The following is a 12145-nucleotide window of genomic DNA, read 5'->3' as shown; positions in this document are numbered from 1 at the left end:
ACAAAATATTCGACAACTATTTCCCACATTATGAACAACAGCAGTCCTACCGGCGGTACCCAAAGCATGCGGCGCGCACTAGGCCTGTTACGCGTGCTGGCGCAGCACCAGGAAGAAGGGATAGACCTGCAAGGCGTCATGGCCGAAGCCGGGCTGGAACGTTCAACCGCGCACCGGCTGCTCAGCTGCCTGCTGGAAGAACAGTTCGCCGAACGCGACGCCAAGACCCGGCGCTACCGCCTCGGCGTGGATTCCATGCAATTGGGATTCGCGGCGCTGCGGCGCACGCCGCTGCTGGATGCGCTGCGCCCGTTCGCGCAGAAGCTTGCGCGCCTGTCGGGCGACACCGTATTCCTCGTGATACGCCAAGGCGACTATGCCTTGTGCCTGCTGCGCGAGGCCGGCTCATTCCCTGTCAAAGTGTTCACCATCGACCAGGGAGAACGCAGGCTCCTGGGCGTGGGCGCGGGCGGATTGGCGCTGATGGCCACTCTGCCGGACGAGGAAATCGCCGCGCTCTATGCGCGGCATTCCGCCAGCTACGCGCAAATCGGGGCCTCCAGCGCCGCGCTGATGAAATCAGTGAGGCAAGCGCGCGCCGCGGGTTATTCGGAAATCGTGGACACCATCACGCCCGGCGTCTCGGGCGTGGGCGCGGCGTTCCGGGTGTCGGAACTGACCTGGGTGGCGTTCAGCTTCGGCGCGATCAGCAGCCGGCTGGACGCGCCCCGGCGAGCGCAGATGGGCGCGCTGTTGCGAGCCGAATGCGAGGCATGGGCGCGGGACTACCTGGGAAAATGATGGGGGCTGCCTCGCCTTGGAGCGGTCCGGCGGTGGGCCGGGCCCCCACGCCGCGCAAGCTGCGCTTGCTTGCTGCCCCCCGAGGGGGCTGCCTCGCCTTGGAGCGGTCCGGCGGCGGGGAGGTGGGCCCCCACGCCGCGCAAGCTGCGCTTGCTTGCTGCCCCCCGAGGGGGCTGCCTCGCCTTGGAGCGGTCCGGCGGCGGGGAGGTGGGCCCCCACGCCGCGCAAGCTGCGCTTGCTTGCTGCCCCCCGAGGGGGCTGCCTCGCCTTGGAGCGGTCCGGCGGCGGGGCGTCCGAGGCTTCAGATGCGCTCGAAGATCGCGGCGATGCCCTGGCCGCCGCCGATGCACATGGTCACCAGCGCATAGCGTCCGCCGACGCGCTGCAGTTCGTGTAGCGCCTTGACCGTGATGATTGCGCCGGTGGCGCCGATGGGGTGGCCCAGGCCGATGCCGCTGCCGTTGGGGTTCACCTTGGCCGGATCCAGCTTCAGTTCACGCGACACCGCGCAAGCCTGTGCCGCGAACGCTTCGTTGGCTTCGATGACGTCCAGCTGGTCGACCGTCAGCCCGGCGCGCTTGAGCGCGGCCTGGGTGGCCGGCACGGGGCCGATACCCATGATCTGCGGATCCACGCCAGCATGGGCATATGCCACCAGCCGCGCCAGCGGCTTGACGCCGCGCTTGGCCGCCACCGAGGCGTTCATCAGCACCACGGCGCCGGCGCCATCGTTCAGGCCCGACGCGTTGCCCGCCGTGACGGTGCCGTTCTCTTTCTGGAACACCGGCTTCAAACCGGCCAGGCTATCGGCGGTGACGTCGCGGCGCACGTGCTCATCGGTGTCGAACACCACTTCACCCTTGCGCGACTTCAGGACCACCGGCACGATCTGATCGCGGAAGTAGCCCGCGTCGATGGCGGCTGCGGCGCGGCGATGCGATTCCGCCGCCACGGCGTCCTGATCCTGGCGGCTGATACCGAACTTGGCCGCCACGTTCTCGGCGGTAACACCCATGTGCATGCGGCCGAACGGATCCGACAAGGCGCCGGTCATCATGTCCAGCATGACGCTGTCGCCCATGCGCGCGCCCCAGCGTTGAGCCGGTGCAATGTACGGCGCGCGGCTCATGCTTTCGGCGCCCGCGCCGACCGCGATTTCAGCATCGCCCAGCATGATGGTCTGCGCGGCCGAAACGATGGCCTGCAGGCCGGAACCGCAAAGACGGTTCACGTTGAAAGCGGGCGTTTCCTTGGCGATGCCGGCATTCATGGCGGCCACGCGCGACAGGTACATGTCGCGGGGTTCGGTATTGATGACGTGGCCCACGGCAACGTGGCCGACCTCATCGCCCTTGACGGCTGCGCGCTCCAGCGCGGCCTTGATGACGGTAGCGCCCAGGTCGCACGGCGGCACGTCTTTCAGCGCGCCCCCGAAATCGCCGATGGCGGTGCGGACGGCAGAAGCGACGATGACTTCATTCATGGTGTTTCCTCCTTGTAATGCTTTCCATCATACCGCCGCCCCATCATCCGGGCTTTCGCGCCGCGCGGCGCGCAACGAAATCCTCCACCGCCCGGGCGTGCGCCGGCGTCTTGTGCGCAAGCGCCTGGTAGGCCGCCGACAGCTCCAGCAGCGAGTCCAGCCGCAGGTGCTGGCTCTCGCGCAAGAGGCGCTTGGTCAGGCGCACCGCGTCGGGCGAGTTCTTCGCCATGCGGGCCGCCAGCGCCTGCGCCGTCGGCAGCAGCTCGGCCGCCGGCACCACCCGCGATACCAGGCCCCATTCCGCCGCCGTGCGGGCGTCGATCGCATCGCCCGTGAAGGACATTTCGGCCGCGCGCGCCATGCCTATCAATCGCGGCAGAAACCAGGCGCCGCCGTCGCCGGGCACGATGCCCAGCTTGACGAAGCTCTCGGCGAAAGTGGCTTCCTCCGCGGCGATGCGCACGTCGCACATGCAGGCCAGGTCGCAGCCCGCGCCAATCGCGGGGCCGTTGACCGCCGCGATGGTCGGGACCTCCAGCGCGTGCATGGCCAGGGGCAGGCGCTGGATACCGTGGCGGTACTCCTGGCGCAGCGCGGCGCTGCCGACCTCGGGACCGATCTGCCGCTGCATGTCGTTTACGTTGCCGCCCGAGGAAAACACCGGCCCGGCCGCCGTGATCACGAGCACCCGCGCGTCCGGATCGCGCTCGATGCGGGCGAACGCGGACAGCAGCTCGTCGACCATCGTGCTGCCGGTCAGGGCGTTACGGGTTTTCTGGTCATTCAAGGTCAGGGTGACCACCCCGTCTGCGTTCTGTTGGTATTGCACCAGATCCGTCATGGATCCCTCTCCTTTTTCTGATGGACGACCGTGCTATTGCTTCGGGATGCCGGCGCGCTGGGCCGCCTCATCCCACTTGCGGATTTCTTCACGTTGGAAGGCGCCCAGCTCCTTCGGCCCCACCGGGAACACTTCCCAATTGGTACGCGCCAGGAACTCGGCGGCATCCGGCGTGCGATAGATGGACACCAACGTATCGGACAGCGTATCGATGATGGCCGCAGGCGTGCGCGCGGGGGCAAACGCTGCCGTCCAATTCACCATGTAGTAGCCGGGAAAGCCGGCCTCCTGCAGTGTCGGCGTATCGGGCGCGCTCTTCAAGCGCGTATCGCCGGTGACCGCCAGCAAGCGCATGCGGCCGCTTTGCACGAAGGGAATCACGGCCCCGTAGTCCGCGAACACGAAGTCGACCTGTCCACCAGCCAGATCGGTCAGCGCGGGCGCCGCGCCCCGGTAGGGCACATGGTTGGCCTTGATGCCGCCCATGGACAGGAACAATTCGGTGGCGATCTGGTAGGAAGCGCTGCCGCTGCCGAAGTTCAATTCGCCCGGACGCTGGCGCGCCGCGTTCACCAGGTCCGCGACGGTCTTGTATGGGGCGTCGGCCTTCACCGCCAGCGCCATGGCGCCAAAGCCCAGCCGCGCCACCGGCGCGAAGTCCTTGACCGGGTCGTAGGGCAGATGCTTGAACATGGCGGCGTTGGTCGCCACCGGTGAATTGCTGGCCAGCAGCAGCGTGTAGCCATCGGGATCCGCAGCGGCCACGGCTTGCGCGGCGATGAAGCTGTTGCCGCCCGGCCGGTTCTCCACGGTCACCGCCACGCCCAGCCGCTCCTCCATTTTTTTGGCTACGTAGCGCGCATTGCTGTCGGTGCCGCTACCAGGCGGGAACGATACGATCAGCCGGATCGGCTTGTCGGGGTAGGCTGCCCGGGCGGCGCCCGCGGGTAGCGCCAGCCAGGCGGCGCAGGCCAGTGCCAACATGCGCATCAGCTTGTTCATGTCTGTCTCCTGTTGTTGTCGTCGCCGGTCGAGTCGGGTTCGGCGCTACAGGCAGCGTAGGCATGCGGGCTGGTGGCGTCTAATATTAATTTTTGAGGTTTTGATACCCGGAGGGTATCGATGCAGCCCTGTCATTCGATACAGAAACCATATCAAAAATCAAAAAAATAATATTGGACGGCTTTCAGGGTGCTCCGGGATAGTGAGCTTCGGCGCCTGCGCATGGCGCCGCATCCGCACCGGAGCGCCTCATGATCGACACGCTGGAACTTACCGCCATCCCGCCAGAAGACGAAGCCTTGCGCGTCGAGGTCCGCAGCTTCCTGGCAGAGACCCTGGACGGTCTGGAACCCGACGAGCGAGCCCGCTCGTGGATGGGCTTTGACGCAGGCTTCAGCCGCCAACTGGCCGAACGCGGCTGGCTGGGGCTGACCCTGCCGCGCGAATATGGCGGCTCGGCGCGCGGCCACTTCGCGCGTTTCGTCTTGTCGGAAGAATTGCTGGGCGCGGGCGCGCCTGTTTCCGCGCACTGGATCGCCGACAGGCAAAGCGCGCCGCTGATCCTGAAGTACGGCACTCCCGCGCAGCAGGCTTGCTACCTGCCGCGCATCTGCCGCGCGCAGGCTTTTTTCTGCATCGGCATGAGCGAACCCGGGTCGGGATCGGACCTGGCCAGCATCCGGACGCGCGCGCAACGCAGCGCCAGCGGTTGGCTCCTGAATGGCAGCAAGATCTGGACAACCAACGCGCATCGCTCGCATTACATGATCGCGCTGGTCCGCACCTCCGGCAGCGCGCAGGACCGGCACCAAGGGCTCTCGCAGCTCATCATCGACCTGTCGCTGCCCGGCGTCACGGTGCGCCCCATCGAAGACCTGGCGGGCGACGCGCATTTCTCCGAGGTGTTCTTCGACAACGTGGAGCTGGCCGAGGATGCGCTGATCGGCGAGGAAGGCGCCGGCTGGGCACAGGTCAATGCCGAACTGGCGTTCGAGCGCAGCGGGCCGGAACGCCTGTACTCCAGCATGGCTCTCCTGGAATGCTGGCTGGCACATTGCCGAGGGCTGGACGACAACGCCAGCAACCGCGAAACGCTGGGGAGCCTGCTTACGCAAATGGCGGTATTACGCGCCATGTCCCTGTCGGTCGCGGGCAAGCTGGCCGCTGGCCGCAGCCCCGCGACCGAGGCCGCCCTCGTGAAGGACCTGGGCACCGAACTCGAGCAGGCCATACCGCGCTTGATCGGCGACGCGCTGGGGCGCAGGCCGGACCAGCCGCCCCCGCTGCCCCTGTTGCGCACGTTGGCATACCTGGAACAGGTCGCACCCACATTTTCCCTGCGCGGAGGCACCCGCGAGATCCTGCGCGGGATCATCGCCCGCGGCCTTGGCTTGCGATAAGGACGACAGACATGGACAACCTGCTTGGCGACGCCGCCGAACGCCTCTACGCGCAGACCTGCACCCCCGACCTGATCCGCCTCGCGGAACAAGGGCACGCACCCGTCGAAGCCTGGCAAGCCTGCGAAGAGGCTGGCTTTGGCGATGCGCTGGTGCCGGCCGAGCACGGCGGGGCCGGCCTGAGCCTGCCCGAAGCGCTACCCGTCGTACTGGCGGCGGGCCGCCACGCCTGCCCCTACCCCATCGCCGACACCATGCTGGCGCGCGCCTGGCTTTGCCTCGCGCGACGGCCGCAGACGGCGGGATCCATCGCCATCGCCGCCCATGGCCTGGCCGTCCAGGGCGCGCGCATCGGCGGCCTGAACCTGCCTTGGATCCGTACCGCGGATCACGTGCTGGCCGAGGCCGGCGGCCAGACATGGCTGCTGCCCACGCGAGCCGCGTGCATCCGGCCCAGCGGCGTGCACGGCAGCCTCGCGGCCGAAGCGTCCTGGGCATTGTCCGACGCTGAACGCATCGAGCACGGCCCGTCGTTGGCCCCGCTGGCGGCCGCCGCCTACGCGGGCCTCATTGCCGGCGCCATGGAACGCGTACTTGCCATGACGCTGGACTACGCCAATCAGCGTTCGCAGTTCGGCAAGCCCATCGGCCGATTCCAGGCGGTGCAGCAGCAGATCAGCGTGATGGCCGAACAGGCCTGCGCCGCGCGCATGGCGGCGCAGCTGGCGTTCCAGGGTAGCGACGCGCTGCCCGGCCCCTTGCTGGCGGCGCTAGGCAAGGCCCGCGCCAGCCAGGCAGTGCCGCAAGTCGCCGACATCGCGCACGCCGTGCATGGCGCCATCGGCGTCACGGAGGAATGCGATTTACAGCTCTACACACGCCGGTTGCGCGAATGGCGGCTGGCCGGCGGCTCGGAATCGTATTGGCATGAGCGCATAGGCGCCGCTGCCCTCGCCCACGGCAGCGACGCGTTGACGTACCTGCGCGTGGCCCTTTGCGAAAAGGAATCCGCATGAACGCGAACCCGCGCGACGATCTCCCGCTGGCCGGCATCCGCGTGCTCGACCTCAGCCGCGTGCTGGCCGGCCCCTGGTGCACGCAGACGCTGGCCGACCTGGGCGCCGAGGTCTGGAAGATCGAAGCCCCAGGCCAAGGCGATGACACCCGCAGCTGGTCTCCACCCGATATCGACGGCGAATCCACCTATTTCCTTTGCGCCAACCGCAGCAAGGAGTCGGTCGCCATCAACCTCAAGCATCCCGAGGGTCAACGCATCGTGCGCGACCTGGCGCGGCAGGCCGATGTGCTGGTCGAAAATTACCGGTTGGGCGCCCTGGAAGCCTTTGGCCTGGGCTACGAGGATCTCGCGGCGATCAATCCCGGCCTGATCTATTGCTCCATCACGGGTTATGGACGCAGCGGTCCACGCGCAGCCGAACCGGGCTACGACTTCGTGATCCAGGCGGAAAGCGGCTTGATGTCCATTACCGGCGAGCCCGACGGCGCGCCGATGAAACTGGGCGTGGCCATTACGGACCTGATCACCGGCATGAATGGCGTGCAGGCGATTCTTGCCGCGTTGCTGGCCCGCGCGCGCAGCGGCCGCGGGCAACATATCGACCTGGCGCTGCTGGACGGCGCAATCAGCGTGCTGGCCAACGTGGGCGCGGGCTACCTGGCCGCCGGGCACAAGCCCCAACGCCTGGGCAACGCTCATCCCACGGTAGTTCCCTACCAGATCTTCGCAACGCGCGACGGCTCCTTCGCGTTGGCGGTGGGCAACGATGCGCAGTTCTCCCGGCTGTGCGCCTTGCTGAACCGCCCGGAATGGAGCACGCATCCCGATTACGCCACCAGCCGGGCGCGCGTGCTGAACCGCGCCACCCTCATCCCGCAGCTCGAATCCCTTTTTGCCGCCGAAGACACGGCGCACTGGCTTGCGCGCGTGCGCGCCGCCGGCATCCCGGCCGGCGCGGTGCGCAGCGTGGACCAGGCACTGGACGCGCCGGAGCTCGCGGCGCGCGGGATGATCGCCGACACGCCCGACGCAAAACACGGCACGGTGCGCCTGCTGCGCTCGCCCCTGCACCTGCGCGGCACGCCGCCACGCGAACCCGCTGCCCCCCCGCGCTTGGGAGAACACACGGATGCCGTGCTGGCCCGCGCCCTCGCGCTGGACGAAGAAGCGCGCGCGGCATTGCGCAGCCAGGGCGCCATTGCCTGATAGCGAAGGGATAGCACCAATGCCGGAATCGATACGGAAGCCATATCATCCATGCCAACCGCCATCCGGAGCGCACTCATGGATTTCCGTCATCTTCAGCAGTTCCTGGTCCTGGCCGAGACGCTGAATTTCCATCGCGCGGCAGAGAAGCTGCATATGTCGCAGCCGCCCCTGTCGGTCTCGATACGCAAGCTCGAAGAGATGGTGGGCGTGCCGCTGTTCCAGCGCGGCCGCCAGGGCGTCAAGCTCACGGAGGCGGGCCTGGCGGCGCTGGACGAAGCGCGCCGCGCCCTGTTCCACGCCGAGCAGTTCCGGCAGGCGGCGCGGGCGGGCGCTGCCGGCGAAGGCGGCACCGTGCGTATCGGCTTCGTGGGCTCCGCCACGCATGGCGTGCTGCCGCGCATCCTGCCGGCATTCCGGCAACGCTATCCCGGCGTCACCGTGGTGCTGCGCGAAGCCACGTCCATACGCATCATGCAGGAGCTCGAAGAAGACACGCTGGAAGTCGGGATCGTCCGCGTGCCGGTGGCGATGGGATCGAACGTGCGCCTGGCGCCCTTGACGACCGAGAACTTCGCGCTGGCGGTGCCCAAGTCGCATCCGCTGGCGCGGCGCGGCCGCATCCGCCTGGCGGACCTGGCGGATGAAGCCTTCATCATGTATACCGCCACCGAGGCCGCCGGCTTGCGCATGGCCGCCATCAATGCCTGCCAGCTTCGCGGCTTCACGCCGCGCATCACGCAGGAAGCAGTGCAGGTGCAGACGCTCCTCAGCCTGGTCGAAAGCGGCCTGGGCGTGGCCCTGGTGCCGGCTGGCGGCCGGCGCCATCCGGGCACCAGCGTCGTCTACAAGACATTGACCGATTTTCCCGCCGATGCATCGATCGGCATTTCGCTGGCCTGGAACCCCGCAACCGAGCGCAGCGCCACGCGCAACCTGCGCGAAATGGCCAGCCAGGCCTTCCGGGACAAGGGCGCGAAATAAGCGCGGCGCTTGCGGCAACACGGCCGCCAGGCTTAGGATGGTGCATGGGTTTTATCCTCACCAGCGATACGGGAGCGCATCGTGAAGACAGTTGCTGAGATTCTCAGGGAAAAAGCCAATCAATCCGTCGTGACGGTTTCACCCGATGCGTCGGTATTCGAAGCCGTCAGGATCATGGCGGAACGCAGCATCGGCGCCGTGGTGGTGGTGCAAGGCGACGAAGTGCTGGGCATGCTGACCGAGCGCGACTACGCCCGTAAGATCGTCCTGCAGGACCGCTCTTCGCGCACGACGAAGGTCCGCGACATCATGACCGACTCCGTCTATTACGTCGGCCGCTCGGACACCCGCGAACACTGTATGGCAATGATGACGGAACGCCACTTCCGTCATCTGCCTGTCATCGAGGACGGCAAGCTGATCGGCCTGCTTTCCATCGGCGACCTGGTCAAGGACGTCATGAGCGAACAGAAGTTCATCATCCACGAACTCGAGCGCTACATCACCGGCGAACGCGGCTGACGCCGCATCCTCTGCACGGAAGGCTCGCGGCTAGGAGCCCGCGAGCACCTTGAATGCCGGCACGATCAAACCGAGGCCGGCGGCCAGCAGCAGCACGAACACCATGCGCTTGACCGTCTTCATTGAGCCGGCAGTGCTGTAGCGGCGCGCCACCCAGGTGACGCCGATCACGACCGGCAGCGCCAGCAGGCTCAACCAGAACGACGAGGCCATGAAGGCCCCCTGCCCCGTCACCAGCGCCAGGCGCACGACCGCATTGAGCGAGAACAGGATCAACAGGCTGTTGCGAATGGCGGCCAGCGGCAGGGGCTGGCGGTACAGGTGATAGACCATGGGCGGCCCGGCGCTGGAGAACAGTCCGCCCAACACGCCCGACACCGCTCCGAAAAACACGAAGGAACCGCGCGAAGACACGCGCGCCAACGGTTGCGCGCGCGCCACCAGCAGGACTGCGCAGCCCAGGATGGTGCAACCGAGCAGCAGCTGCAACAGCACACTCATGGATCCGCTGATCCAGGCCAGTGCAGCAACGCCCGCGCCGACCCCGACCAGGCTGCTGGCCATGGCGGGCCGCATCAGGGACCAGTTCACCTGCGGCTTGGCCCGGGCCAATGTCACGGCCGCGTTCACCAGCGACAGCACGCTGACCACATTGGCAACCTCGGAAACCGACGCCAGCTGGAACACGCCCGACAAGCCCAGCAGCACCAGCCCGAAGGCGAAGCCCGTCATGGTCTGCGCATAGGTAGCCAGCGCCACGCAAGCGAGAAACAGCAAATATTGGGAAATGCTCATGCTAAAGGGAAAGAGCCTGACCTGCCTCGGCTCTGCCCTGGGCGCCGCGTTGCGCGGCGCGGGAGCGGATCGACGGGAACAGCGTACGGGATCTGCTTATGGATCGGTTTTTCGCCGGCGATCATAGCATCGCGACGCCCCGCCACACATTTCGTCACAAATAGATGCGCTCATGCACCATGCCGGCGCCCGCGCCCCGCTATCCTTGCCGCCCTGTAAATCCCTTGCGCCTTGCTCCCGCCGCGGCCTTCCGCGCGCCGCCAGGATCCGGCGCGCAGCCGCGAGAATGACGCCCAAACAGACCACGATCAACACGGTGACGCTGACCTGCTCCACCTGCGGCAGCGCTCAATTCACCAAACTGGACACCAACGAATACCGCTGCAGTCATTGCCACGCAGTCACGCTGGTCGAAGACAACGTCGCCCAGCGGCTGGAGAAGATCCTTCGGGGAATGCAGCAGCCGGCGCCCGCCCCCCAGCTCGGACCGCGCGCCATCGCGGCGGTCGCACTGGCCGTGGCAGCCGTGATAGCAATCCCGCTGGTCGCCTCCCTGCTGGGATCCAAACCCGCCGCCACCCGGCTGCCGCCGGCTCCCCCTCCCATCGATGCCTCGCTGGTGAAGCTGACGGACATCCAGGAGATCCGCGTGCGCGACCGCACGCAGCTGGTCATGATCATGCGCAATGAGACCGGCAAGAAAATCGACGTGCCGCGCGTGACGGCTTCGTTCTTCCAGGGCGAACTCTCCTTGCCGTCCAATTCCGGATCGGCGCCGGCTCGCTCGCTCCAGCCGGGCGAATACACCCCCATTACGATCTCCACGCCGAGCCAGGCCTACAGCCGCTATACGCTGCAGGTCTCCCAGCCGACGCTGGCGCGGGGCAAGAACAACGACGTGGCCGCCAGCAAGGTGCAATTGGTGCGCAACGACGGCGCCTACCGGCTGGTCGGCCTCTTGAAGAACAACGGCGCCAACGCGGCCAACAGCAGCCAGGTCACGGTGATGCTGTACGGCGAGGACGGCAAGCTGATCGGCATCGGCAACGGCTATGGCGCCGCCAGCCCGCTGGCGCCGAATGCGCTGACCTCCTTCGACGTGCGCTGCGAAATGCTGGCCGAAGGCCGAGTCGCGTCCTACGATTACATGGTGCAAAGTGAAAACTAGCCGCTCCGATTCCAAGCCCTTGTCCCGCCCGGCTGCGGCCGGACTGGCGCTGCTCATTCTCGCTGCTGGCGGCTTGGCCCTATGGAAGTACACCAACGTCCTGCCGTGGAGCGCGCGTTCGGCGGCCCCCGCGCCTCAGGCGCCGGCGCAGGCCGCCCCCAAGGAAGAGCTGCCTCCCAGCCGCATCGTGCGGGTCGACCCGGCCGAACTGCGGGTCATCGACCACGTGCGCCTGACCACCGAGGAACTGCTGGATCCCGCCTTCGCCCTGTTCGACCCCGGCAAGCTCGCGCTGTCCGCCCCGCGCCGGCTGCTCGACGAAATCGAACGTCCGGTCATGTACGCGGAACTGGTCAATACCAGCGACCAGTACATCGCCTTGTCGCCAAAGGCGGATATTTCCGTCTTCGACGGATCCCGCCGGCTGGATCTGCGCCAGACCTGGAGCCTGCCCGCGCGCCTGTACCCCGGCGAACGGGTGCCGGTGGAGCTGACCGGCCGGGTGGACCGTTACACCGAGGTCAAGACCGACTGGCTGCCGGCCAAGCGCTCCGCCCTGCCCGGTCCGCGCCCCAAGCTGGCGGTCACGGTCGAGAACACGGAAGCCCAGGTCGGCACCGGCACCCTGAACTTCACCTACCGCTACCGCTACAAGTATGTGACCGTGCATGGGCGCGTACGCAACGACAGCCAGTCCGAGGTCGAAAACGTCAAGGTGTGGATCAGCCTGTATGACGCCCAGGACAAGCTCACCGGCGCGACCTTCCAGGAGCTGCGGCTGCCCAAGCTCAAGCCGGAGGAAAGCGCGCCGTTCCAGGTGAACGTCAAGCAACATGGCGGCAATTTCGCCCGGGTGGGCGTGGTGTACGACGCGGGACCACGCTAGGCGGTCCCGCCGTCGCCCTTAAGCAACAGCTATGGCATC

General features: G+C 67.2%; 12 protein-coding genes. 8 read left to right on the top strand and 4 right to left on the bottom strand.

The genetic code is table 11. From position 1 onward, the window contains the following. Positions 1–30 precede the first annotated feature (30 nt). Positions 31–801, top strand: coding sequence for an IclR family transcriptional regulator (locus VCS63_RS19915; protein ID WP_063959755.1), 771 nt, complete (start codon positions 31–33; stop codon positions 799–801). 301 nt (positions 802–1102) lie between these two features. Here the strand turns inward: VCS63_RS19915 and bktB are convergent, their stop codons facing one another. The 3 genes from bktB to VCS63_RS19900 are packed head-to-tail and all read right to left on the bottom strand — an operon-like array spanning position 1103 to position 4127. Next, positions 1103–2284, bottom strand: a complete 1182-nt coding sequence (gene bktB / locus VCS63_RS19910) for a beta-ketothiolase BktB (RefSeq protein WP_042794385.1) — start codon at positions 2282–2284, stop codon at positions 1103–1105. A gap of 43 nt (positions 2285–2327) precedes the next feature. Further along, positions 2328–3125: a crotonase/enoyl-CoA hydratase family protein gene (locus VCS63_RS19905; RefSeq protein ID WP_323880813.1), complete on the bottom strand. Its 798-nt coding sequence runs from the start codon at positions 3123–3125 to the stop codon at positions 2328–2330. A 33-nt stretch (positions 3126–3158) separates the two neighbouring features. Then, on the bottom strand, positions 3159–4127 hold the full coding sequence (locus VCS63_RS19900; RefSeq protein WP_416379205.1) for a Bug family tripartite tricarboxylate transporter substrate binding protein: 969 nt from the start codon (positions 4125–4127) through the stop codon (positions 3159–3161). A 251-nt stretch (positions 4128–4378) separates the two neighbouring features. Between VCS63_RS19900 and VCS63_RS19895 the strand changes: the two genes are divergently transcribed. The 5 genes from VCS63_RS19895 to VCS63_RS19875 all read left to right on the top strand — a co-directional run bounded on the left by VCS63_RS19895 (position 4379) and on the right by VCS63_RS19875 (position 9257). Further along, on the top strand, positions 4379–5527 hold the full coding sequence (locus VCS63_RS19895; RefSeq protein ID WP_063959757.1) for an acyl-CoA dehydrogenase family protein: 1149 nt from the start codon (positions 4379–4381) through the stop codon (positions 5525–5527). Positions 5528–5538: 11 nt separating this feature from the next. Next, on the top strand, positions 5539–6543 hold the full coding sequence (locus tag VCS63_RS19890; protein ID WP_323880812.1) for an acyl-CoA dehydrogenase: 1005 nt from the start codon (positions 5539–5541) through the stop codon (positions 6541–6543). Further along, positions 6540–7751, top strand: a complete 1212-nt coding sequence (locus VCS63_RS19885; RefSeq protein WP_112965929.1) for a CaiB/BaiF CoA transferase family protein — start codon at positions 6540–6542, stop codon at positions 7749–7751. The genes VCS63_RS19890 and VCS63_RS19885 overlap by 4 nt, the downstream gene beginning before the upstream one ends. A 78-nt stretch (positions 7752–7829) precedes the next feature. Next, on the top strand, positions 7830–8735 hold the full coding sequence (locus VCS63_RS19880) for a LysR family transcriptional regulator (RefSeq protein ID WP_042794387.1): 906 nt from the start codon (positions 7830–7832) through the stop codon (positions 8733–8735). 81 nt (positions 8736–8816) lie between these two features. Further along, entirely contained in the window at positions 8817–9257 is a 441-nt protein-coding gene (locus VCS63_RS19875; protein WP_076814619.1) for a CBS domain-containing protein, read from the top strand. Positions 9258–9287: 30 nt separating this feature from the next. Here the strand turns inward: VCS63_RS19875 and VCS63_RS19870 are convergent, their stop codons facing one another. Further along, on the bottom strand, positions 9288–10052 hold the full coding sequence (locus VCS63_RS19870; protein WP_063641177.1) for a TSUP family transporter: 765 nt from the start codon (positions 10050–10052) through the stop codon (positions 9288–9290). A gap of 286 nt (positions 10053–10338) precedes the next feature. Between VCS63_RS19870 and VCS63_RS19865 the strand changes: the two genes are divergently transcribed. Continuing rightward, the gene (locus VCS63_RS19865) at positions 10339–11220 is read left to right on the top strand and encodes an FxLYD domain-containing protein (RefSeq protein WP_063959760.1); all 882 of its coding nucleotides are present in this window, start codon (positions 10339–10341) and stop codon (positions 11218–11220) included. After that, positions 11210–12106 (top strand): FxLYD domain-containing protein, encoded by an 897-nt coding sequence (locus VCS63_RS19860; protein ID WP_076814621.1) that lies wholly within the window; start codon positions 11210–11212, stop codon positions 12104–12106. The genes VCS63_RS19865 and VCS63_RS19860 overlap by 11 nt, the downstream gene beginning before the upstream one ends. Positions 12107–12145: the final 39 nt, after the last annotated feature.

It is taken from the genome of Achromobacter sp. D10 (assembly GCF_035282245.1).
GTDB lineage: Bacteria > Pseudomonadota > Gammaproteobacteria > Burkholderiales > Burkholderiaceae_B > Achromobacter > Achromobacter insolitus.
Note: the sequence above shows the minus strand (reverse complement) of the source record. Positions and strands in the feature narration are given on the sequence as shown.

Bases quoted from the DNA above. Each gene is read 5' to 3' on its own strand.
- VCS63_RS19915 (WP_063959755.1), top strand. From the start codon at position 31: ATGAACAACAGCAGTCCTACCGGCGGTACCCAAAGCATGCGGCGCGCA.
- VCS63_RS19870 (WP_063641177.1), bottom strand. From the start codon at position 10,052: ATGAGCATTTCCCAATATTTGCTGTTTCTCGCTTGCGTGGCGCTGGCT.
- VCS63_RS19900 (WP_416379205.1), bottom strand. From the start codon at position 4,127: ATGAACAAGCTGATGCGCATGTTGGCACTGGCCTGCGCCGCCTGGCTG.
- VCS63_RS19880 (WP_042794387.1), top strand. From the start codon at position 7,830: ATGGATTTCCGTCATCTTCAGCAGTTCCTGGTCCTGGCCGAGACGCTG.
- VCS63_RS19895 (WP_063959757.1), top strand. From the start codon at position 4,379: ATGATCGACACGCTGGAACTTACCGCCATCCCGCCAGAAGACGAAGCC.
- VCS63_RS19865 (WP_063959760.1), top strand. From the start codon at position 10,339: ATGACGCCCAAACAGACCACGATCAACACGGTGACGCTGACCTGCTCC.
- VCS63_RS19885 (WP_112965929.1), top strand. From the start codon at position 6,540: ATGAACGCGAACCCGCGCGACGATCTCCCGCTGGCCGGCATCCGCGTG.
- VCS63_RS19905 (WP_323880813.1), bottom strand. From the start codon at position 3,125: ATGACGGATCTGGTGCAATACCAACAGAACGCAGACGGGGTGGTCACC.
- VCS63_RS19890 (WP_323880812.1), top strand. From the start codon at position 5,539: ATGGACAACCTGCTTGGCGACGCCGCCGAACGCCTCTACGCGCAGACC.
- bktB (WP_042794385.1), bottom strand. From the start codon at position 2,284: ATGAATGAAGTCATCGTCGCTTCTGCCGTCCGCACCGCCATCGGCGAT.